The 22,034-nt window shown below is 34.5% G+C and carries 21 protein-coding genes; 4 read left to right on the forward strand and 17 right to left on the reverse strand.

The window, feature by feature from the left end; translation table 11 throughout:
- Window positions 1-4: 4 nt before the first annotated feature.
- The 9 genes from miaB to AC6QZF_RS04785 form a co-directional block, all read right to left on the reverse strand.
- Complete coding sequence (gene miaB, locus AC6QZF_RS04745; RefSeq protein WP_499798731.1) at window positions 5-1,330, reverse strand: tRNA (N6-isopentenyl adenosine(37)-C2)-methylthiotransferase MiaB; 1,326 nt, start codon at window positions 1,328-1,330, stop codon at window positions 5-7.
- Window positions 1,331-1,391: 61 nt separating this feature from the next.
- Window positions 1,392-2,873 carry a phytoene desaturase family protein gene (locus tag AC6QZF_RS04750; RefSeq protein ID WP_499798732.1) on the reverse strand — a complete coding sequence of 494 codons (1,482 nt, stop codon included), beginning with the start codon at window positions 2,871-2,873 and terminating at the stop codon, window positions 1,392-1,394.
- Window positions 2,863-3,603, reverse strand: a complete 741-nt coding sequence (locus tag AC6QZF_RS04755; RefSeq protein WP_499798733.1) for a hypothetical protein — start codon at window positions 3,601-3,603, stop codon at window positions 2,863-2,865. The genes AC6QZF_RS04750 and AC6QZF_RS04755 overlap by 11 nt, the downstream gene beginning before the upstream one ends.
- Window positions 3,579-4,679 (reverse strand): glycosyltransferase family 2 protein, encoded by a 1,101-nt coding sequence (locus tag AC6QZF_RS04760; RefSeq protein WP_499798734.1) that lies wholly within the window; start codon window positions 4,677-4,679, stop codon window positions 3,579-3,581. The genes AC6QZF_RS04755 and AC6QZF_RS04760 overlap by 25 nt, the downstream gene beginning before the upstream one ends.
- Complete coding sequence (locus tag AC6QZF_RS04765; RefSeq protein WP_499798735.1) at window positions 4,676-5,278, reverse strand: lysophospholipid acyltransferase family protein; 603 nt, start codon at window positions 5,276-5,278, stop codon at window positions 4,676-4,678. Before AC6QZF_RS04765 ends, AC6QZF_RS04760 begins: the two co-directional genes overlap by 4 nt.
- Window positions 5,271-5,927, reverse strand: a complete 657-nt coding sequence (locus AC6QZF_RS04770) for a carotenoid biosynthesis protein (RefSeq protein WP_499798736.1) — start codon at window positions 5,925-5,927, stop codon at window positions 5,271-5,273. Before AC6QZF_RS04770 ends, AC6QZF_RS04765 begins: the two co-directional genes overlap by 8 nt.
- A complete protein-coding gene (locus AC6QZF_RS04775) occupies window positions 5,924-6,766 on the reverse strand; it encodes a phytoene/squalene synthase family protein (protein WP_499798737.1) in 843 nt (280 codons plus the stop codon). The genes AC6QZF_RS04770 and AC6QZF_RS04775 overlap by 4 nt, the downstream gene beginning before the upstream one ends.
- Before the next feature lie 39 nt (window positions 6,767-6,805).
- Window positions 6,806-7,744, reverse strand: a complete 939-nt coding sequence (gene miaA, locus AC6QZF_RS04780; protein WP_499798738.1) for a tRNA (adenosine(37)-N6)-dimethylallyltransferase MiaA — start codon at window positions 7,742-7,744, stop codon at window positions 6,806-6,808.
- A complete protein-coding gene (locus AC6QZF_RS04785) occupies window positions 7,737-8,393 on the reverse strand; it encodes a protein-L-isoaspartate(D-aspartate) O-methyltransferase (RefSeq protein WP_499798739.1) in 657 nt (218 codons plus the stop codon). Before AC6QZF_RS04785 ends, miaA begins: the two co-directional genes overlap by 8 nt.
- A gap of 163 nt (window positions 8,394-8,556) precedes the next feature.
- Between AC6QZF_RS04785 and sucC the strand changes: the two genes are divergently transcribed.
- Entirely contained in the window at window positions 8,557-9,798 is a 1,242-nt protein-coding gene (gene sucC, locus AC6QZF_RS04790; RefSeq protein WP_499798740.1) for an ADP-forming succinate--CoA ligase subunit beta, read from the forward strand.
- 63 nt (window positions 9,799-9,861) lie between these two features.
- Window positions 9,862-10,434: a guanylate kinase gene (gene gmk, locus AC6QZF_RS04795; protein WP_499798741.1), complete on the forward strand. Its 573-nt coding sequence runs from the start codon at window positions 9,862-9,864 to the stop codon at window positions 10,432-10,434.
- A 54-nt stretch (window positions 10,435-10,488) separates the two neighbouring features.
- On the opposite strand, the gene AC6QZF_RS04800 is transcribed toward gmk, so the two are convergent.
- The 3 genes from AC6QZF_RS04800 to AC6QZF_RS04810 are packed head-to-tail and all read right to left on the reverse strand — an operon-like array spanning window position 10,489 to window position 12,780.
- The gene (locus AC6QZF_RS04800; protein WP_499798742.1) at window positions 10,489-10,905 is read right to left on the reverse strand and encodes an acyl-CoA carboxylase biotin carboxyl carrier protein subunit; all 417 of its coding nucleotides are present in this window, start codon (window positions 10,903-10,905) and stop codon (window positions 10,489-10,491) included.
- A 10-nt stretch (window positions 10,906-10,915) separates the two neighbouring features.
- Window positions 10,916-11,215: a hypothetical protein gene (locus AC6QZF_RS04805; RefSeq protein ID WP_499798743.1), complete on the reverse strand. Its 300-nt coding sequence runs from the start codon at window positions 11,213-11,215 to the stop codon at window positions 10,916-10,918.
- 11 nt (window positions 11,216-11,226) lie between these two features.
- Complete coding sequence (locus AC6QZF_RS04810; protein ID WP_499798744.1) at window positions 11,227-12,780, reverse strand: acyl-CoA carboxylase subunit beta; 1,554 nt, start codon at window positions 12,778-12,780, stop codon at window positions 11,227-11,229.
- Between the two features lie 302 nt (window positions 12,781-13,082).
- On the opposite strand from AC6QZF_RS04810, the gene dnaE reads away from it, so the two are divergent.
- Complete coding sequence (gene dnaE / locus AC6QZF_RS04815) at window positions 13,083-16,622, forward strand: DNA polymerase III subunit alpha (protein ID WP_499798745.1); 3,540 nt, start codon at window positions 13,083-13,085, stop codon at window positions 16,620-16,622.
- Window positions 16,597-18,135: an NAD(P)/FAD-dependent oxidoreductase gene (locus AC6QZF_RS04820; RefSeq protein ID WP_499798746.1), complete on the forward strand. Its 1,539-nt coding sequence runs from the start codon at window positions 16,597-16,599 to the stop codon at window positions 18,133-18,135. The genes dnaE and AC6QZF_RS04820 overlap by 26 nt, the downstream gene beginning before the upstream one ends.
- Here AC6QZF_RS04820 and AC6QZF_RS04825 read toward each other — a convergent pair.
- From AC6QZF_RS04825 to murA, 5 genes are all read right to left on the reverse strand, one after another.
- Window positions 18,116-18,295, reverse strand: a complete 180-nt coding sequence (locus tag AC6QZF_RS04825; RefSeq protein ID WP_499798747.1) for a hypothetical protein — start codon at window positions 18,293-18,295, stop codon at window positions 18,116-18,118. The two genes, AC6QZF_RS04820 and AC6QZF_RS04825, sit on opposite strands and share 20 nt — an antisense overlap.
- Entirely contained in the window at window positions 18,292-19,500 is a 1,209-nt protein-coding gene (locus AC6QZF_RS04830; protein ID WP_499798748.1) for a sodium ion-translocating decarboxylase subunit beta, read from the reverse strand. The genes AC6QZF_RS04825 and AC6QZF_RS04830 overlap by 4 nt, the downstream gene beginning before the upstream one ends.
- A gap of 158 nt (window positions 19,501-19,658) precedes the next feature.
- Window positions 19,659-19,943, reverse strand: a complete 285-nt coding sequence (locus tag AC6QZF_RS04835; RefSeq protein ID WP_499798749.1) for a hypothetical protein — start codon at window positions 19,941-19,943, stop codon at window positions 19,659-19,661.
- Between the two features lie 167 nt (window positions 19,944-20,110).
- The gene (locus tag AC6QZF_RS04840) at window positions 20,111-20,770 is read right to left on the reverse strand and encodes a radical SAM protein (RefSeq protein WP_499798750.1); all 660 of its coding nucleotides are present in this window, start codon (window positions 20,768-20,770) and stop codon (window positions 20,111-20,113) included.
- Window positions 20,767-22,029, reverse strand: a complete 1,263-nt coding sequence (gene murA / locus AC6QZF_RS04845; RefSeq protein WP_499798751.1) for a UDP-N-acetylglucosamine 1-carboxyvinyltransferase — start codon at window positions 22,027-22,029, stop codon at window positions 20,767-20,769. The genes AC6QZF_RS04840 and murA overlap by 4 nt, the downstream gene beginning before the upstream one ends.
- Window positions 22,030-22,034 lie beyond the last annotated feature (5 nt).

Genomic DNA, 22,034 nt, shown 5'->3' on the forward strand with positions numbered 1-22,034 from the left:
AGCCCTATATATTTTTTCCAAAGACTTCACCAAATAAAGTTGCTGATGTTGATTTTTTAACCAAAACATTAACATAATCACCGATTTTATAGATTCCATCGGGATTAGGGAAAATCACAACTTTGTTAGAAGAGGAACGTCCCATCCATTCTTGTGGATTCTTTTTGCTTGGCGCTTCGACAAGCACTTCCAAAACTCGACCTTTTTCGAGTTGGTTTAATTCTTTTGAAATAGCATTCTGCAAGTGAATGATTTCGTTCAAACGGCGAATTTTGGTTTCTTCGGGAACATCATCTTGTTCTTCGAAGGCACGAGTACCTTCGCGAGGAGAATATTTGAACATAAAAGCACCAGAGAAGCGGACTTGTCTCAATAGATTAAGTGTCTGTTGATGGTCTTCCTCAGTTTCAGAGGGATAGCCAGCAATAATATCGGTTGTAATAGCAGTATCTGGAATATCTGACTTTATTTTATCAATAATGGATAAATAATGTTCGACTGTATAGCGGCGGTTCATTTTTTTTAAAATGCGATTGGAACCAGATTGAACAGGTAGATGAATATGTTTACAAATATTTGGATAATCAGCAATAGTTTGGATTAACTTATCGCTCATATCATGAGGGTGAGATGTGGTAAAACGAACACGAAGCAAAGGGCTTATTTCGGCAATTTTGCTAATTAATACATCGAAAGTTGCGCCAGTTGATTCATCTTTGTAGCTATTTACGTTTTGACCGAGCAAAGTAACTTCACGAAAGCCTTTCTGAAAGAGCTGTTGGATTTCATCAATTAAGGAGAGCATCGGACGGGAACGTTCTCGACCGCGGGTATATGGTACAACGCAATACGAACAAAAATTGTTGCATCCGCGCATAATAGAAAGCCAAGCTGAAATACCCTCGGTGCGAAGTGGAATAATATCGTCGTAAGTTTCAACTGTGCTAAGTTCAACAGCCACAGCTTTGTTGCCTGATAAAGCTTGGTCGAGCAATACAGGCATACGACGATATTCGTCGGGACCGATAACAACATTAACGGAGTTTTCTAAATCAACTAAATGTTGATTGAAACGTTCTGCCATACAACCGATAATACCGATGATATAGCGTTTATTAAGTTTCTTAAATTTGTGGTTATATTGCTTCAAGCGCCTAATCACCCTGCTCTCCGCGTTTTCACGGACAGAACAAGTATTCAGCAAAACGGCGGTTGCTTCCTCTGGTGTAGGGACAATCTCCCAACCTGAATTCTTCATTATCGAAGCAACAATTTCAGTGTCGTTAAAATTCATCTGGCAGCCGTATGTTTCAATGTATAGTTTTTTCAATTTTTTATCCAAAAATACAATTAAATAGTATTAAATAGACGGTAATTATGATAATAAATTTTTATTTTTGAGCATAATGCACAATTCTTTCGAAAGCAAGTTTAGAGCTAATTATACCCATTGGGAGCCCAGCACCAGGATGAGTAGAGGCACCGGCATAAAAAACATTTTCGAAAACTTCATCATAATTTTTCGGTCGGAAAGCACCAATTTGCCACATATTATGAGCAAGTCCGAGCCCACTACCACGATAGAGATTAAATTTATTTTGCCAATCAATTGGAGTAAAAAATCTTTTAGCAATAATATGATTATTAATATTAATGCCTATTCTTTTTGAAAAATCCTGTATTATGCTATTGACTATCACATCTGCACCGTCCCAATTGTTCTTGTAGCGTAAATCTGGGACTGGACAAACGATAAAAACACTCTCGCAGCCAACAGGAGCAAGTTCAGAATTATGTTTTGAAATAACATTCACGTAATAATAAGGTTTTTCTAATGTATCAGGATTGCGATAAACATTTTTAGCGTAATCAGTATAGTTTTCACCTAAAAAGTAGTTGTGGTGGGCAACATTATTTAGTTTTATGTTTAGTCCAAGGTATATTGTAAGGTATCCCATAGTCCACTGCATTTTGTCTAGTTGAGATTGAGAAAAATCTTTTCTTTTAAGAACTTTACCACGAAAATAAGCAGCATCAGAGTTGATTAGATATATATCAGCTGACCAACTATTGCCATTGTTGTCAATAAATGCTGATAATTTAGATCCATTTGATTGAAAATCAACTATTTCTGTATTAAAATAAATTTTTACATTGTGCTTTTTTAATTCTTCGAGGATACCTTCGACGATTTTATACATTCCACCTATTACATTATGGTAGCCATCGTGCTTAAACTCTGTGTAAGAAAGCAAGGTGTAAATTCCCATAGTATCAAATGGTGTTCTTCCAAGGAAGAAAGCAACAAGTGAGATAATTTGTTTAACAGTATCAGAGTCAAAGTATCGGGAAACTTGATTATAAAAATTTCTCATAAGAACTGGCAAATGGCTTGGATTGACTTTCATTAAATTCCGGCAATAATGTAGATAACTATCGAAGTTTGATTTTATAACAATATTGATAGTATCGTGAAACATATCGCCTGCTTTAGATAGATATTTATTGAATTTTTGTTCAAATTCTGGTTCAATATCTTTAAACTGTTCGGCAAGTTTTGCTTCGTTTTTGAAGAGATGAAAATATTTAGGATTATTGCTCAAATTGACTACATAAAGTGGGTCGAGCGGATAGTATTTGAAAGGAAGGTTGATTTTACAATCTTTTGCAAATTGTTCAAATTCGTAGGACATGCTAAAAAAACTCGGACCTGTATCGAAAGAAAAGCCGTCGAATGAGAGTTTGTTTAGCCTTCCACCAGCAGTAGCGGCTTTTTCGACAATTGTAACTTGAAAGCCATTTGTTGCAAGGCGTAGTGCGGCAGCAAGTCCAGAAATGCCAGCACCGACAACCAGAACAGATTTATTTTGCATTTTTGCTCCAGATTTTTTTATTCAATTCTGGGTAAAGTTCGTTCTTTACCCAGTGGAAATTCGGAAAAAGTGATAAAGCAGAGTCATAGTATTTTTTTGCTAAATCTAAATTATCGAGTTCGATATACGTATTAGCAATACTGACAAGAAGATTTAAATAATTCCAATTAGATTTATAAGTATTATTATCTTCAAGTAATCTTTTTGCGCGCAAATAAGAATTCAGAGCATCAGTTTTAGAACCACCGACAATAGAAGGAGTATAAAATTTTATATTACCCATTTGTAAATGAGCAAACCAATTATCTTGAGATAATTTAAGAGCATTTTCAACATTATTCACACTCTTGGGCCCTAAAAATGGAGCTTTCAGTGGAGACATCGCAACTTTGAATCCAATGAAAGCAGCTCTGTAAGCATAAACTGTTGATAGAGAAAATTTGATTTTTTCTAATTCTGTAAGAGTATTTTCGGCTTTTTCGATATATTTTCTTGCTTCATTATATTTTTTCTTACCGACACACCAAGCAATATATCCATATTGATAATTAATAAACTCAAGTTTTAATTCAGGAGTACTTTGATACAGAATTTCATTATTGTCGATAAAATTCTTCCATTCGTTCATTTTATCAGAAATAAAATAAAATAATATTTTTTCATTACTTTGAGAAACAGCAAGCATTGGAAACAAAACAAAAAAAATTATTTTACATAACGACCTTTCCATAAGTATCCTTTTTTCTTCCTTGCAATTAATGATTTGAAAATTAAATAAATTAAAACAATTTGACGAATAGGTTGAGTAAGTATGTTAAAAATAAATGATTGATTGCTGAGTACGAAAATAATAAGCAATGTAAGTAATTGGATAATAAAAGCAGCGTAAAAATACTGAACATTTGAATAACATAACAAAAAAGGAAGTGCAAAGGTATTGATAACAACATAAAACAAAGATAATAGAGCAGAATTTCTGAAAAATGAGATGATGTTTTTTGCAAATCCCTCAATTGCATCAAAAAAGGAAGAATACATACGACAAGTGATTTCATTGTCTCCTAGCAAACAAGCGATTGGCACTTTTTGTTGCTTTAAATAATAAGCAATAGCAATGTCCTCTGCCTTATTTGATTTGAAATACTGGTATGGTCGAAATTTATCATAAATATCGCGATTATACATCATAAATTGGCCATTTGCAGCAGAAAGAGATGGGAAAAAACGGGAACGGACCGTAATCAATGGTAGTAATGAAAGCAAAATAATATTCATTATTGGAACAACCAATTTTTCTCCAAACGTCATCATAATTTGTTTCGGGAAAATACTGATTAGGCCAAGTTTTTTTCTTTGCATATAGGAAATAGAACGACGGATGATCTTTCCAGAAATCCGAACATCTGCATCTAAATAAAGAAAAAAATCACCGTTTGCGTGTTTGCCTAAATTCCAGCAGGCATAGGTCTTCCCATACCAGCCGCTAGGAAGAGAGTTACCATTAATAACTTTGATAAAACTGTATTTTCTGGAAAATTCTTCTGCAATTTTAAGTGTATTATCAGTTGAATCGTCGTTATAAATAATTATTTCAATATCTTTGTAGTTTTGGGATAAAATACTGTTGACAAGAGCGGGTAAATTATTTTCTTCGTTTCTTGCAGGGATTAAGATCGACACAAGAGGTTCTTGTTCGAATGTGAAATTCTTTCGAGGCAACTTATTACGAAAAAGTAAATTACTAAATGCAACCAATAACTGGAGCAATAAAAACCCGATAATAAAATATATTATAAATTCTATCATTGGCGCGATGAAACCTTACATAACTCATAAAAGTCATTAAAATCACTTTCAAGTGATTGAATATTACCAGGCTTCCACTCTTTATAATAAATAAATAGAGATAGCTTAGGATTTGAGAAATATTCGATAAAGTTACATACAAACAAAACTTGAATGTCGTTGCATTTATTTATTATTCTGCTAATTCCCTTCTCAAAATGAATATAATTTGTGTGAACACTTTGAATTTCGCCCTGTGGAAAAAGAAAAACAGCATTTTTAGGATTTTCGAGAAGTTTTATGGTGTAATTGAGAGAACGGACTGCATCTTTTGAGTTTTTCTTAATAGAGAATCCCCCAATATTATTAAAGAATCTGTGTTTTAGAAGTTGCTCTTCTAACATCATAAAGTACAACTTTCTGTGTGTAATTTTTTCGTTAAAGTAGTTGAGCCAAAATCCATCCCACCAGCTTTGGTGATTTGCTAATATCAGAATTGGCTTTTTTCTATCATTGAAAGTGCCCTGCAGAGTTACTTTTTCAAAATTTCGATTAATCTTGAAAATAGTATAAAATTTAAAGAATAGGTAATATAAGTAATTATGCTTTGCTTCAATCATATATAAAAATTTTCACAAAAAAGACAATTATTAAAAATGACAATTGAGATAAATACACAACAGAAGACAATGGGTTGTTGAACTTAATTTTAGAAAAATGGAAAATATATTGAATGAGTAGAGCGATCGAAAACCACACAACATAATTTTGAATTGGAATAGTATTATTTTGCCAGTACCACATTCCTAAAAAATCGGCAACAAGTTCTACAAAAAAATCATACAATACCATCAAAAAAGAGGCAAAAACAACTTTAATCAACCAATTAGCATTAATCAAACGCTCAGCAATCGAGGCAGTAATATAAGAAAGAAAAAGCCAGTTAACACCAATCATTAAGGGTGTATCGAATAGTTTCGGGCCAAGTCCAATACCATAGTAGTATTTGCCGAAAATAATTCCAGTTTGAACACCTGTTACTTCTATGAAATAAGAAAACAAATATACAAATGCAAAAGCAGTAATCTCTTTTGCTTTGATAATTTCTTGATGGAACTTAAAAATAAGGAAAGTTGTAAAAATCAGAGTGAATGGTGTTAAATATTGAAAAAATTGACGAGAAAAATGAATGGAAAAACCCAGAGAACCTATAATGTATATTAAAATTATTAGTTTTTTTGCTTCGAATTCGCTTATTTTCAAAATCATAATAATCTCAGCTTGTAAACTAAGAAGGATTTAATTGTAAGCAATATTTTGATAAAATTAGGAACGCTTACTCTTTGTTGCAATACTTCGTTTGCTGAGAGTTTATCAATACGATGAGTGAGAGAACGATAGTAATAATACGCCACTAAAACCGCGAAGCGGGCTCTTCCTTCCAGTTTTTTTATGCCTTTGACTGCTTCCGAGAAATCGTTTTTAATAATATCAGAGATAATTTGCTTTTTTACTTCATCAGTGAATTCCTGGTCAATTAGCTCCGGAAAATATATTCTGTTGAGTTTATTACTATCGAAGTTTAAATCACGCAAGAAATTAACTTTTTGGAATGCAGAGCCTAATTTCATTGCTGGATGGTAAAGCTCTCGATATTTGTTTTCGTCGCCATCAACAAACACTTTTAAGCACATAAGCCCTACGACATCGGCAGAACCATAAATATAATTTCGAATTTCTTCTTCGGAAAAATAAATACTTTTAGTAATATCGCTTTTCATACTTGAGAGAAATGCATCAATAAGATCGTAAGAAATATTATACTTTTTTACAGTTTCAGCAAATGCAAAAAGCACAGGGTTAGAGCTCATCCCATTCTTAAGTGCATATTGTAGATCTTTTTCTAAATCGTTTAGCAAATACTCTTTATCAAAATTATGAAATGTATCTACAATTTCATCAGCAAGACGAACAAATCCATAAATAGCAAATATTGCATCTCGTTTTTCTTTCTCTAAAAAACTCGTGGCAAGAGAGAATGATGTACTATATTGTTTTGTAATAATTTCACTAATTTTAAACGATACTGATTTATATAAATCAAGCATATTCATCAAATACTTGTAACTAAAAAAGTTAAATGAATATTAAAATACAGATTTTTTCTTAATAAAATCAACAAGAAATTTTACATTTTCTGTTAAATTTTGATTTAACCATTTTATTTCAGGACATTGATTTTTGAACCAAGTAAGTTGCCGCTTAGCATAATGACGAGTGTTTTGTTGAATTCTAGAGATTGTATTTTTTTTGCTTAAATTACCTTTAATGAATAGAATAGTTTCTTTGTACCCGACAGTATTAAGTGCATTTAAGTTTTCAGTGTACCCCATTTCGAGTAGTTTTATAGTTTCTTTAAGAAGTCCGTTGTTCCACATATTTACAGTTCTGAGATTAATTTTATCGTAAAGTAGTTTTCGAGGAATATCTATTGCGAAATAATAACAATTATAGTTTTTTTCAATAAGTTGAGAACTGTGAGATACTGAAAAAGGAATGCCTGTGAGACGATAATAAGATAGGGCACGAATAACACGGCGAGGGTTCATATCTGAGTATTTTTGAGCAGAAATTGGGTCAACAGCTGATAGTTCTTGATAGAGTGCTAAACGCCCTTTTTCAGCTAATTCTTGTTCGAGTTGCTCTCTGATTGCAAGAAGTTCACTTGAAGAATTTTCATCTTGAAAAAATCCTTCGCAAAGCGCCTTTATGTATAACCCAGAACCACCAACAACAACAGGGATTTTACCGCGAGAAATAATTTCTTGAATGGTATTATCAGCATCTTTTTCAAACACACCAGCAGAATAGTATTCATCAGGATTTTTAATGTCAATAAAATGGTGAGGAACTCGACTGAGTTCATCTTTAGTTGGTTTTGCAGTGCCAATATCCATAAATCTATAAATTTGGCGAGAATCAGCTGAAATAATTTCTATGGGCAAGTAATCACTTAGAGCAAGAGCTAATTCTGTTTTTCCAGATGCAGTAGGACCTGTTAACACAAACGAATCAATTTTATTCATTACTCCAACCTTCTTCACCGATAAGTGGAACAAATCTAAAAGAATCTTTTCTGATAATTTCGTATTTATTGGAAGAAGAACGAATAACAAGCGTCATTATTTGTTCATTTCGGGAACCCACAGGGATTACAATCTTTCCACCAATTTTTAGTTGGCTGATTAAAGAAGAAGGGATATCTGGTGCAGCAGCGGTAACAATGATTCTATCGAAAGGGGCAAATTCAGGTAAACCTTTCGAACCATCGCCTAAAAACAAGTTTGCTTTAATATTAAAACTAGCAAAAATTTTTTTGACTTTATTATGCAAAAATTCAATACGTTCAATAGAATAGATTTCACAACCAAGGACAGAGAGTATTGCACATTGATACCCGCTGCCAGTACCAATTTCCAAGACTTTGCATCCTTCGAAAGTATCAAGAAGTTCTGTCATATAAGCAACTGTATAAGGTTGAGAGATGCTTTGTCCACATTCAATAGGAAGTGCATTATCAATGTATGCTTTTTCTTTTTGGTCGTCGGACACAAAAATTTCGCGCGGTACTTTCTCAATAGTAGTTAAAACTCGTTCATCTTTAATACCTTTACGACGAAGAGATTCAACCAACTTAATTCTTTCTTCCAAAAAGTATTTTGGATTAATAACCAAATCGCTTAATGAATATTAACTAAATAATTTATTAAAATAATGATTTTTCAAGATTTGAGAAAATAATTCTACTAAACTTTAAACTTATCAAAATAAAAAAAATATATATTCGATTAATAAAATTTGAAATACGATGCAAAACAAATAATATAAAGGTTATTTTATGAAAATTCACGAGTATCAAGCAAAAGAGTTACTGAGAAAATACGATCTTCCAATCTTAAGAAGTGTAGTTGCTTATTCAGCAGAAGAAGCTGGCAAATTGACGTGGGACTTGTTTGAATCGCAAGGAGCAAGTGTAATTGCATTAAAAGCACAAATACACGCGGGAGGAAGAGGCAAGGGCATTATTTATAAAATAGATACAAATGAACCTGTAATTTTCGAAGAAAAGCAGCTACACGGAGTTACAATTATCAAGAACGGGCAATTAGCTGATAAAGCATATAGAATATCTAAAGAAATTTTGGGGAATAAACTTGTAACTTTACAAACAGGTTCAGAAGGCAAGGTTGTTAATAGAATACTAATTGAAGAGGGATGCAATATTTCACGTGAATTTTATGTAGGGATAGTATTGGATCGCCAACTTGGGAAAAATACAATAATGGCATCTACCCAGGGAGGAATGGAAATCGAAAAAGTTGCAGAAGAGACACCAGAATTAATTTTGAAAGAGATTATTGACCCTAAAATTGGATTTCAGGATTATCAAGCACGACGTCTTGCATTTGGGTTAGGTTTAAAAGATAGAGCATTCAAAAATTTTGTAGAATTTATTCATAAATTAGTTCTTGCGTATGATGAGCTTGATTGCAGTTTGCTTGAAATAAATCCACTTGTTTTGACAAGCGATAATAGTTTTGTTTTACTCGATGCAAAAATTACTTTTGACGATAATGCTTTATTCAGACATCCAGACTATTTATCATTACGCGATATAAGTGAAGAGGACCCATTAGAAGTAGAGGCCTCGAAATATGATTTAAATTATATAAAATTAGATGGAAATGTTGGCTGTATGGTGAACGGAGCTGGGCTTGCAATGGCGACAATGGATATGATAAAGCTTTCGGGGGGGTCACCGGCTAATTTTCTCGATGTCGGTGGTGGTGCAAACGTAGAAAGGATATCGAATGCATTTAGAATAATGATGAGCGATCCAAATGTTCGAGCAGTGTTAATAAATATTTTTGGTGGAATTGTTCGTTGCGATAAAGTTGCGAACGGAATAGTAGAAGCATTGAAAACAGTTCAAGTAAATTTACCTGTAATAGTGCGATTAGACGGAACAAATGCAGAAGAAGGAAAGCAAATTTTATTGAATTCAGGATTACAATTTGAAGTAGCTTCGGATTTGAAAGAAGCAGCTGAACTTGTAACAAAAGTATTAAGTAACAATTAGCAATCACAAGATTATCACAATAAGACAGGGTTTCCGCCTGTCTTTTTTTATTAGGTAATAAAAATGGAAAATATGAGCAAAAAACAATTAATTGTAATTTCTGCACCAAGTGGTGGGGGAAAATCAGTAGTGACAAGATACATATTAAGCAAATTTCCTAATGTGATTTTTTCTATTTCTGCAACTACACGTCCAAAACGTCCTAATGAGATAGACGGAAAAGACTATTATTTCCTTTCAAAAGATAAATTTCAAGAATTGATTTCACAAAATCAGCTAATCGAATGGGAGGAACTTTTCGGCAATTATTATGGCACACTGAAAAGCGAAGTTCAGAAAGCATTAGACAATAATAAAATCATGCTGTTTGATATTGACGTAAAAGGTGCTTTGTCTTTGAAAAAGCATTACCCAGACAATACACTATTAATTTTTTTAACACCACCATCGCGAGATGTTTTAATTGAAAGATTGAGGAAACGCGGTACAGAATCAGAAGAACAGTTGAAAAACAGACTTGCACGAGCAGAAATGGAAATATCTATGAGCAAGGAGTTTGATTATATCGTAGTAAATGATATTTTAGAGGAGACATTGCAAAAAGTAGAACAGATATTTACAGAAAATTGCCAATAATAATAGAGGCTGTCTTAGAGAGACAGCCTCTTTGTTTTTGTTAGAAGATAAATATTATTTATAAGTAAGAAGAATTTGTCCCGATTCAACAGAATCATTAACTTTAACTTTAATATCGGCAATAACGCCATCGCGAGAAGAAGAAATATTAGTTTTCATTTTCATAGCTTCGAGAACAACGACAACTTGTCCTTCTTTGACCGAATCACCAGGTTTGACAGGCACTTCGATAACGACACCATTCATAGGAGAAGTAAGCGAATTAGCATCAGAAGCGGAAGTGGAAGCTTTGAAAGCACCTTTCTGGCGTGGTTCTGATGCAAAAGCAGTAGGTGGCGGTGTCATAGGAGTAACCTGTGCGACAGGAGGCACAAAAGGAAGTTGAGGTACAGATGAAGAATCGGTATCTTCTAATACTTCAACTTCTACCTCGTATTCTTTTCCATTTACAGTTATTCTTAATTTTTTCATAAAAAACCTTTTATTCTTGTGAACTAAATAATTTCAATTTCCCAATACGAGACCAAGAGGTATCAGCCTGGTCGTGAACAAATTTTATTTTACGTATATGAAAAGCACGACCGAGAACAAAACTTGCAGCAGCAGTAATAGCAGCAACAGTTTCTTTGTCAATTGCATTAGATTGCACATTTTCAGCATTATTCTCCTGGTTTGCAGAATTAAGTGATGAAGTCAGTGCTGCAATAACTTCTTTGCTATTCGGGTTTTGTGGAACAATAACAAGCACTAATGCGGCTTGTTCAATTAATTTATCGAGCATAATAACTCCTATTATAAAGGAATAAGTCCGTGTTTCTTTTGTGGACGTAAATCTCTCTTGTTCTTCAAAGATTCGAGAGCAATAGAGAGATATTGTCTTGTTTTTATAGGTTCAATAACAGCATCGACCAAACCAGCTTCAGCAGCTGGGTAGGGTGAAGCAAATTGAATTCTGTATTCTTCGATAAGTTCTCTGCGTTTAACTTTTGGGTCAGGTGCATTTTTTATTTCATCTTTGAAAAGAACAGAAACGGCACCTTCTGCACCCATAACAGCAATTTCAGCAGTGGGCCAAGCAGCGACACGATCTGCCCCCAAGCTTTTAGCACTCATAGCAAGATAAGCCCCTCCATAAGCTTTACGCACAATAATAGTAACCTTTGGTACAGTAGCCGCAGAGAAAGAGAATAACATTTTCGCGCCGTGACGGATAATTCCGCCAAATTCTTGCTCAACACCTGGTAAGAAACCTGGGACATCAACAAAAGAAATAAGTGGGATATTAAACGCATTGCAAAAACGAATAAAGCGAGAAGCTTTATCTGAAGCATCAATATCAATACAGCCAAATTTTTCTTTAGGTTGGTTAGCAACAATACCTACAACATTACCATTAAGGCGAGCAAAGGCAACAATCATGTTTTTAGCAAAATGTTCCTGCACCTCCATAATACTACTCGGATCGAAAACGCGAAGCAGTATTTCCATCATATCATATGCCTCACGATGGTCATCAGGAACAATCTCATTTAGATAAGGATCTTCTATTATCTGAATTGTACCATCGCCGTAAGAAGGAGGATTTTCAGTATTGTTTTGAGGCATATATGAAAGCAATTTTTTGCAAATTTCAATTGCTTCAGCATCATTTTGAGCAACAAAATGAACATTACCACTATGGCTTGCTTGCGCCATCGCTCCGCCAAGTTCTTCGGCAGAGATTGCAACACCAGTAGCCTCTTTTACAACATTAGGACCGGCAATAAACAATTTTCCAATACCTTGAACCATAATAATAAAGTCCATCAAAGCTGGGGAATAAGCAGCTCCACCAGCACAAGGGCCAGCTATAATTGCAATCTGAGGCACAACCCCCGATAGCAAAACATTGTGGTAGAAAATTTCACCGTAACCGCGAAGCGAATTAATAGGTTCTTGGATTCGAGCACCACCACTATCGTTAAACGCTATATAAGGAACTCCGTTTTTTAATGCCCTGTGCATAACTTCGCAAATTTTCCAGGCATGGCGTCCTCCGACACTCCCACCCATAACTGTAAAGTCCTGGGATGAAGCATAAGCAAGGCGACCGTTAATTGCCCCCATTGCTGTAACAACGCCATCACCCGGTAATTTTTTACCTTCCATCCCAAAAGCATCACCGGAATGCTCAACAAATTTGTTAATTTCATCGTAAAAACCATTATCAAATAATAGATGAAGTCTTTCACGTGCAAGTAATTTACCTGCATTGTGTTGAGCTTCAATTTTGTCGATACCTCCACCAAGAAGGATTTCTGCTTCTTTTTTCTTAAGCTCTTCGATTTTTTCTTTTACTGTTGCCATACTCATTAATTGTTTTTTAGAAAAACGATTTTAATGATACAAAACTATAAAATATATCTTACTTATACAACTTTTTGATACAAATTTATCGATAATTCTCTATTCTCAATACACCCAATATTTTCAAAGACTTACAAAGTTTTATTAATGTTTTTTAATATTTTGATGATTTTTATCGAGATAATAATATCAATAAATCATTATCAAATTAAATTTTTCCACAATTTAAAATCTATCGTTATTGAATTTTTAATATTCATTATATTTGTTAGGTTACATTGATGAATTATTAAGGGTAAAAAATGCCTCAATTTGTTCATTTGCACAATCATAGTCATTATTCAATATTAGATGCACTACCAACGATAAAGGAATTAGTTGCTGCTGCTGTCGAGGATAGACAACCGGCAATAGCATTGACTGACCACGGAGTAATGTATGGAACAATAGAATTTTACCAGGAAGTTTTGAATGTAAATAAAAGTTTAAAGGAAAAAGGAGAAGAATATCAAATTAAGCCAATTATTGGTTTTGAAGCGTATATAGCAAGTGGCTCGCGTTTCGACAAGACATCACTGAAAGCAGATACAAAAAAGAAAAATTATTATCATCTCTTATTGTTAGCAAAAGATATAAAGGGATACAAAAACTTAATTAAGTTGACTTCAATTGGGCATCTGGAAGGATTTTATTACAGACCAAGAATTGACAAAGAGGTGCTTGAAAAATATAGCGAGGGTCTCATTTGCACATCGGCTTGTCTTGGTGGAGTAGTTTCATCTCACTTGCTAAAAGGGGATTATGAAAAAGCAAAAGAAGAGGCGAAATATTATAAAGAACTGTTTGGAAATGATTTTTACTTAGAAATTCAAAATCATTTTTACGACGAGGATAAAATTGTGCTTCGGGATATGCCTAAATTAGCAAAAGAGCTTGGAATAAAGCTTGTCGCCACAAATGATATTCATTACTTGAAGCAGGAAGAAGCAATTGCTCATAATATTATGTTGCATATCAGAGATACCTCCGGTAACGAAGCAGTTGATTACAAAAAGTTACGATATAGAACACCTGAATTTTACTTTAAGACTTCTGCTCAAATGGTGGACATATTCAAGGAGTTTCCTGAGGCAATTGCTTCTACACTTGAAATTACTGAAAAATGCAACTGTCAGATTGATTTAAAAACACTGTATATGCCGGAATTTCCAATTCCAGTTAATTCTAAATCTGAAACATTAGATGATTATTTGCGAGAACTTGTTTTCCAAGGATTAAATAAAAAATATGAAAAATTAACTGAGGAAATTGTTCAAAGAGCAGAGTACGAACTCGAAATAATTAAAAATATGAAATTCCCTGGTTATTTTTTGATTGTGTGGGATTTCATCCGAGCAGCAAAGGAACGTGGCGTTAGAGTAGGTCCGGGACGAGGTTCAGCTGCGGGAAGTATCGTAGCATACGCTCTTGATATTACGAATGTAGATCCGCTAAAGTATAATTTGCTTTTCGAAAGATTTTTAAATCCGGATAGAATTTCAATGCCAGATATAGATATTGATTTTGCAGACGACAAGAGATACAAGGTAATTGAATACGTCAAAGAAAAATATGGTGCGAATGCAGTTGCACAAATTATTACGTTTAGTAAATTATCGAGCCGAGCTGTTTTGACTGATGTAGCAAGAGTATTGAGTATCCCACTGAACACAGTAAAAGAGATAACTTCTAAAATACCGGTTATTCTTGGAAAAGTAATGCCAATAGCTGAAGCAATAGAACTGCCTGATCTAAAGTGGCTGAAAGAAACTAAAGATGAGAAACTCCAGGAATTCATTGAATATTCAAAAATGCTGGAAAATCGAAACAGAGGTGTTTCTACTCATGCAGCAGGAGTTGTGATTGCGCCGGGGGAAATTACTGATTTTGTCCCGGTTGTTCCACCTGCCAAAGGTGATAAAGAGTCGAATGACGTTGTTACACAATATTCTATGGCGGAACTGGAATCAGCGGGACTTGTCAAGATGGACTTTTTGGGTTTAAAAACTCTTTCTGTAATAGAAAACACGCTAAATATGATAAAGGAAAATCATAACATTGAAATAGATATTGACAAAATTGATTTTTATGACCCAGATACATATAATTTGATCAGCGAGGGACATACACTTGCTGTATTTCAATTTGAATCGGACGGGATGCAAGATTATTTGAGGAAGTTGAAGCCACAGAATTTAGAAGAACTTACTGCTATGAACGCTTTGTATAGACCAGGACCAATGGAGAACATTCCTGAATTTATTGATAGAAAATTTGGGCGAAAACCGATTGAATATTTGCACCCATATATGGAAGAATCGCTGAAAAACACATATGGAATTATCGTTTATCAGGAACAAGTGATGCAACTTGTTCAAAAAATTGCAGGATTCTCACTTGGGCAAGCAGATATTTTGCGAAGGGCAATGGGTAAAAAGAAAAAATCAGAAATGGATAAAATGAAGCCGCTATTTATCGAAGGAGCGAAGAAAAATGGTATAAATGAAAAGTTGGCACAGGAAATATTTGATTTAATTGAGAAGTTTGCAAATTATGGCTTTAATAAGTCACATTCGCTTGCATATTCATATCTTGCATTCCAGACAGCATGGCTAAAAACGCACTATCCTGCTGAATTTTTAGCTGCAAATATGACAAACGAAATTAATAATCAGGACAAGATAGTTGAATTAATTGATGAGGCAAAAAAGTTTAAAATTAAAGTATTAGCACCGGACATAAATCAATCTAAAACAAATTTTATTGCAAGAGGAAATGTAATTTATTTCGGGTTAGCAGCCATAAAAAATGTTGGGATTCCAGCAGTGGAAAATATAGTTCAGGCAAGAGAGAGTAGAGATTTCACTTCGTTTTTTGATTTTGTGCGGCGTGTCGATACATCTCTTATAAATCGGAGGACAATTGAAGCACTGATTTGTGCCGGTGCATTTGATAAACTTCACCCAAATAGCAGAGCTTCGTTATTTGAATCGATTGACATTGCATTAAATTATACCAAGGCATACCAAAATTACAAAGCAGATGCAACTGATAGCTTATTCGGCGGCCAAAGCGATGCAGAACCCAAAATGCCGAAATTAACAAATATAGAAGAATGGGAACAAAGTAAAAAATTAGAAAAGGAAAAGGAATACTTGAACTTTTATATTTCGGGACATCCTCTGGAAGAATATGAAATAATTTTGAAGTCAGTGAATAATTTTTATTTTGCTGATGTAGTTAATCCTCAAATTGGTGATTACCTACGAGTTATGGGGCTTGTTTCTGAAATTAGAACTAGATTGGATAAAAATAAAAATACTGTTGGATTTGTTACTTTGGAGGATTTCAACAGCAAATTGCGGGTGATTTTTTGGAGCGACGCTTATAGCCAATATCAAAGCGTAATTGAAAAGGACAAACCGCTGATAGTAGTTGGTAACTCGTCTTTTAACGGTGAGTTTATTGAAATTGTTGCTGACCAGGTATTCAGTATTGAAGAATTTGTCCAGAAATTCGTGGAAGGTTTCAAAATATGGATTGATGTTGATAAAATAACTGAAAATGATATAGAAAAGATGGCAAATAATCTTGAAAAGTCAGACAAAGAAATAAAAATTCAATTTTTTATAAAAAACGGAAATGTAAAGAAAAATTACATAGCATTTAATCAGTACTTTTCTACAAGCAAGAAGAATATTGATTTATTAAATGAAATTTTTGGCGAAGAGAATGTAAGATTACTTATTTCCAGTTTTGAAAAGCCATCAAAGAAAAATGGAAACCGATGGAATAAAAATTAAAACCATAGAAATACGCTTACCGATTGAGTATTCTAAAGGCGAATTGGAACAGGAAATTGCTCGAATTGTGGGTAGTAATTTATTTTTTTATGATATTATTTTGAAAAGTCTTGATGCACGGAACAAAAAAGACATTCACTGGAAAATGAGAATAAATGTAATTGAAGGCGAAAGTAAATATCACTTCAAAAGTAATACTTTAGAAATACCATATAGAAAAAGACATAAAAAAATATGTGTTGTCGGGAGTGGTCCGGCAGGATTTTTTGCAGCATATGTTCTTCAAAAAGCTGGATATGAGACAATTATTATCGAAAGAGGGAGTGAAGTAGCGAAAAGAAGCAAGCAGATTAGCAATTTCGAGCAAAAAGGTGAATTTTCTGAAAGTGCAAACTATGCATATGGTGAAGGTGGAGCAGGAACTTTTTCAGACGGGAAGCTTACTTCTCGAACAAAAAATATTGATAGAGAAAAAAACTTTGTAATAGAAAGTTATATTGAAGCCGGGGCACCAGAAGAAATACGGTATTTATCGCATCCACATATTGGGACTAACAATTTAATAAAGGTTGTAAGAAATTTAAGGGACAAGTTTGAAGAAATTGGAGGCAAAATTCTATTTGAGACGACACTACAAAATATTGAAATAAACGATAGCCAAGTAGTAGCAATTGAAACAGATAAAGGGAAGATAGACTGTGATTATTTATTCGTTGCAAGTGGTCATTCAGCGTATGATACATATCGATTGTTATTGCATAAAGGCGTAAAATTTCAAAATAAAGCATTTGCTATTGGTTCAAGAGTAGAACACTTACAGGAAGTAATCAACCTTTCGCAATGGGGCAAGCGAAAAATTAAAGGCCTCAAAGCAGCAGAGTACAAATTAACTCATAAAGCGAAGAATGCTCTTCCAGTTTATTCATTTTGTATGTGTCCGGGTGGCAAAGTAGTTCAAGCAAGTCCTAGAAATGGACTTAGCATAGTAAACGGGATGAGCTATTACAGTAGAAGTTCACCTTGGGCAAATTCAGCAATAGTTGCAGGAATTTATTTGCCGGAATTATTGAACAAGGAAATAACACCTAGCGAAGCACTTGATTGGCTTGAAAAAAAAGAACAAGTTTTTTTTGAGCTACACAATAATTTTGAGCTACCGGCAAATATTATTCAAAACTTTATTGAAGGAAAAGGAAGCAATAAGTTCCCTGAGACAAGTTATTCCTTTGGAGTTTTTGATTATGATTTTCGCGAATTATTTCCAGATGCGATATATCAGTCTTTAAGAAAATCATTAATAGATTTTTCAAGGAAAATAAGAGGGTTCGAGGAAGGATTGCTGATGGGATTTGAGAGCAAAACTTCATCACCAATACAAGTGATAAGAAATGAGAATTATTTAGCAGCAGGATTCACAAATCTATATGTGATTGGAGAAGGAAGTGGAAGAGCAGGTGGAATAATAAGTTCAGCGGTTGATGGAATAAAGGCATCTACGACTTTGATTGAGTAGAATTTCGCTTAATGCCAAAAGCAATGATCGAAAGACCTGTAAAAGCAAGTATATAACCGGCAGAGTTCCAAAGAGAACCTGCCGGTAATGTCTTTGTAAGTATAATACCCAAAAAAGAAGTAAGAATTCCTATTATCCAGTATAAATAATATTTTCTCATTTGAGCAATGTTACAAAAATTGCAGCAATAATTGCACTTGTAATAACACCGGAAATGTTTGCTCCCAATGCATCTGGCATAACTATAGAATTTGGATTTTCTTTGAAAACTGATTTTTGAGCTACTTTTGCTGTTGTTGGGACGCAACTAACACCCGCAATTCCAATGACAGGGTTAAATTTGCCTTTTGTAATGAAAAACATGATGTATCCGCCAAGAATGCCACCAATACCTGAAAGCAACAATGCTAAAATACCCAGCACAAGAAGCTTAAAAACAGCAGGATTTAAAATAATGCTCGCTTCACATAACACACCTAAAAGAACACCCAGAAAGAGTGTCGCAGTATATAACATTGGTCCGCTAACAAGAGAGATATAATGATTGATACCAGATTCGCGTATAGCTACACCTAAAAACAGAGAAAAGAAAAGTGGCGCGGCAACGGGAAAGAGCAAGCACAGCACTACACACGTAACAAATGAAAATGCTAATTTTTCGTTAGAAGTAATTACTAACACTTTTTTTGGTGGTGGCATTTTTATTGCTCGCAATTCTTTGGGAACCATTAGTTTTATCAAATACGGATAACCGCCATAAGTTAATCCAAGATAGAGATATGCAACAACTGTAATTGGAATGAAAAGATTTTTCGATAGCATAAGCGAAGCAAAAAGCACCATAGGACCATCAGCACCACCCACCATAGCAATGGAAGCAGCATCGTTTGGCGAAAGCCCCATCCAAACGGCAATTGGAAAAGTAAGAATTGTTCCAAGCTCAGCACATAATGCAATAAACATACTGGTAAAAGGTCTTGCCAGAAGGAAGCCAACATCAAGCAAAGTGCCAATACCCATAAAAACAACACAAGCAATTAATCCATTGCTAAAAGTATACGTAAAAACAGGTTGAAGGAAATCAATTTGTAACACAGTGAGAAGTTCATTGTAATCGGAAATCATAGGATTGATAAAGAGAGTACCATGAGCACCATTATCGAGAATTAATACACCAGCATTAATAGCTGCCATTCCTAAACCCATAGGAATCATTAAAAGTGGTTCGAGAATTTCTTTCCTTCCTAAATAAACAAGCAACCCACCTAAACAAATCAAGAAAATTCTGCCAATTGAAATAAGAATTGGAGCAGAAAAAAAAGTAGAAATACCTTGAAACATATTGACAATATCAAAATCGCCCATTTGCAGAAATCCCTAATTTTTTTTAATAATTTTTAAGAAGGAATACACTGATTTAATAACCAAAACCACGAAAAATGAGATTAAAGATGCAATTGCATAAACTATAAGTGAAAGTACAAGCGGATTTTTCATAACAAAACATCTATAATATTAACAAATTATCTTAAATAATGAGATTGCATAATATGAAGTTTACCAATTCGAGACCAAGCAGAATCATTTGAGTTTTGGAGAAATTTAATGCTTTTGACGACCACAGATTTATTAAGCACTGATTCGCAAGCAGCTGTTAAGATTGCAATAAGTTCGTCGTCTGAAATTTCGTTTTTCTCTAAAAATTTCTTTTCTTCAATATTTTTGATTTTGTAATAATACTTTAAGCCGAAAAATCTAAATAGCCAAGTAATAATGGCCAATATTGCCAAAACCAACAAAATTTCCATTTTTCCTGCCTTGAAATAATAAAAAAGATATTATTTGTGATAAATAGTCTGTTTTTGAGTTGCTACTATGACTATTATCTGCAATCATATAATAAAAAACTTTACAATTTAAATATATACAAAATTAGAAGAAAATTATGTATAAAAAAATACCGAGAAAAAAAACTTCATACACCGCGGGTGTTGGGTTCCCAAATGTATTTATGAATTTGGAGTTGCAATCTGATATTCAGATGTGAGGAAAGCACTAATTCGGCTAATTTACGAGGTTCAAATAGTCCGAAAGCGGGAGAAACTAAAACGGCACCGACGCGGTAGACAAGATCATACTGTTTAATAATATCGACAGCCCAACAGAAGTCGTTTTCGTCAGAAATGACAAACTTAACTTCGTCTTTTTTGTCAAGGTAATTGATGTTGGAATAATTGTTGAATTTGCTCATTCCTGAACCAGGGCATTTGAGGTCTAAAATTTTGATAACACGGCTGTCAAGTTTGGAAACATCTGCATGTCCGTTTGTTTCAATAGCAACCTGATAGCCTGAATCGCACAAGTATTTAGCAAGAATGTATGTATTTTCCTGAGCAAGTGGTTCGCCACCAGTAAGTTCGACAAACTGGCAGTTGTAGGATTTAATTTTTTCAATAATTTCAGCAATTGACATAATATGTTTGTTTTCACGTAGCTCAAGAGCATAGTCGGTGTCGCACCAACGGCAACGAAGCATACATCCCTGCATTCGAATAAAAACACAAGGCAAGCCGGCACGTATTCCTTCGCCCTGAATTGAAAAGAAAATTTCGTTTATATTTAATTTCTCTGTCATATTAAATCGGTTTTAACTCTTTTGATATTAGCACCAATGGATTGAAGTCTTTGTTCGAAATTTTCATAACCACGGTCAATATGATAAACACGAAGCACCTCAGTAGTACCTTCTGCGATAAGAGAGGCAAGCACAAGCGAAGCCCCAGCACGAAGGTCGGAAGCCATAACTGTTGCACCAGAAAGTTTCCGGCCACCTATAACAATTGCTGAATTATCAACAACTTCCACATTAGCACCCAAACGAATTAATTCAGGGACGTGCTTAAATCTATCAGGATAAATTGTATCAATGATTTTTGAAGTGCCATCAGCAGCAAGCATTAATGCTGTCCATTGAGCTTGGACGTCTGTTGGGAATCCGGGGTAAATAGTTGCAGTAATATCAACTGGTTTGGGCTTTCCGTTCATTTCAATAGAAATTTTATCGGCATTCACATCAATATCACAACCGGCTTCTTCTAATTTAGCAATAATAGCAGTTAAATGATACGGGTTAGTGTTTTCAAGTTCTAATTTGCCACCAGTAATTGCAGCTGCAATTAAGTAAGTAGCAGTTTCAATCCTATCGGGAATAGTAATTTCGTCGGCGGGACGAAGAGAATCAACGCCTTCAATTTCAAGTTGCGGTGTGCCTATACCATCAATTTTAGCCCCCATTTTTACAAGGAAGCGAGCTAAAGCGGTAATTTCAGGTTCAGTTGCAGCATTAGTAAGAAGAGTAGTACCTTTTGCAAGCACAGCAGCCATAAGCAAATTACCTGTTGCTCCAACGCTTGAAACGTCAAAATGGAAGCGGTTGCCAATTAGACGTTCGGCTTTAGCAACAACGTAACCGCTTTCGAGTGAAATTTCAGCACCGAGTTTTTCAAGACCTTTCAGATGTAAATCAACGGGACGAGGTCCCCAAGCACAACCACCAGGCATAGAAACTTTTGCAAATCCATAACGGGAGACAAGCGGTCCAAGGACATAAAAAGAAGCACGCATTTTTTTAACGTGCTCGTAAGGCGCCTCAAAACTTGTAATATTAGTTGTATCAATGAACAATTCGTTGCCATTAAGTTCGCAGAAAGCACCTAAACTGTTCATAAGCCGGGACATAGTCCAGACATCGCGTAAATTTGGCGTATTTTTCAAATGGTAGGTTCCGGGTGCCAATAGAGTTGCAGGCATGAGAGCCAGAGAACCGTTTTTTGCACCGGAAATTTTCACACGACCGACTAATCTATTTCCACCTTGAATAACAAATTTATCCATAACTA

The organism is Eximiradius sp., from assembly GCA_937127445.1.
Taxonomy (GTDB): Bacteria; Bacteroidota; Ignavibacteria; order Kapaibacteriales; family UBA2268; genus JAKIZO01.

Coding starts and splice junctions, on each gene's coding strand:
- AC6QZF_RS04820 (WP_499798746.1), top strand. CDS start 16,597: ATGGAAACCGATGGAATAAAAATTAAAACCATAGAAATACGCTTACCG.
- AC6QZF_RS04840 (WP_499798750.1), bottom strand. CDS start 20,770: ATGACAGAGAAATTAAATATAAACGAAATTTTCTTTTCAATTCAGGGC.
- AC6QZF_RS04825 (WP_499798747.1), bottom strand. CDS start 18,295: ATGAGAAAATATTATTTATACTGGATAATAGGAATTCTTACTTCTTTT.
- AC6QZF_RS04810 (WP_499798744.1), bottom strand. CDS start 12,780: ATGGCAACAGTAAAAGAAAAAATCGAAGAGCTTAAGAAAAAAGAAGCA.
- AC6QZF_RS04755 (WP_499798733.1), bottom strand. CDS start 3,603: ATGGAAAGGTCGTTATGTAAAATAATTTTTTTTGTTTTGTTTCCAATG.
- sucC (WP_499798740.1), top strand. CDS start 8,557: ATGAAAATTCACGAGTATCAAGCAAAAGAGTTACTGAGAAAATACGAT.
- murA (WP_499798751.1), bottom strand. CDS start 22,029: ATGGATAAATTTGTTATTCAAGGTGGAAATAGATTAGTCGGTCGTGTG.
- AC6QZF_RS04770 (WP_499798736.1), bottom strand. CDS start 5,927: ATGATTTTGAAAATAAGCGAATTCGAAGCAAAAAAACTAATAATTTTA.
- AC6QZF_RS04800 (WP_499798742.1), bottom strand. CDS start 10,905: ATGAAAAAATTAAGAATAACTGTAAATGGAAAAGAATACGAGGTAGAA.
- AC6QZF_RS04760 (WP_499798734.1), bottom strand. CDS start 4,679: ATGATAGAATTTATAATATATTTTATTATCGGGTTTTTATTGCTCCAG.
- dnaE (WP_499798745.1), top strand. CDS start 13,083: ATGCCTCAATTTGTTCATTTGCACAATCATAGTCATTATTCAATATTA.
- AC6QZF_RS04765 (WP_499798735.1), bottom strand. CDS start 5,278: ATGATTGAAGCAAAGCATAATTACTTATATTACCTATTCTTTAAATTT.
- miaA (WP_499798738.1), bottom strand. CDS start 7,744: ATGAATAAAATTGATTCGTTTGTGTTAACAGGTCCTACTGCATCTGGA.
- gmk (WP_499798741.1), top strand. CDS start 9,862: ATGGAAAATATGAGCAAAAAACAATTAATTGTAATTTCTGCACCAAGT.
- AC6QZF_RS04835 (WP_499798749.1), bottom strand. CDS start 19,943: ATGGAAATTTTGTTGGTTTTGGCAATATTGGCCATTATTACTTGGCTA.
- AC6QZF_RS04775 (WP_499798737.1), bottom strand. CDS start 6,766: ATGCTTGATTTATATAAATCAGTATCGTTTAAAATTAGTGAAATTATT.
- AC6QZF_RS04805 (WP_499798743.1), bottom strand. CDS start 11,215: ATGCTCGATAAATTAATTGAACAAGCCGCATTAGTGCTTGTTATTGTT.
- AC6QZF_RS04830 (WP_499798748.1), bottom strand. CDS start 19,500: ATGGGCGATTTTGATATTGTCAATATGTTTCAAGGTATTTCTACTTTT.
- AC6QZF_RS04750 (WP_499798732.1), bottom strand. CDS start 2,873: ATGCAAAATAAATCTGTTCTGGTTGTCGGTGCTGGCATTTCTGGACTT.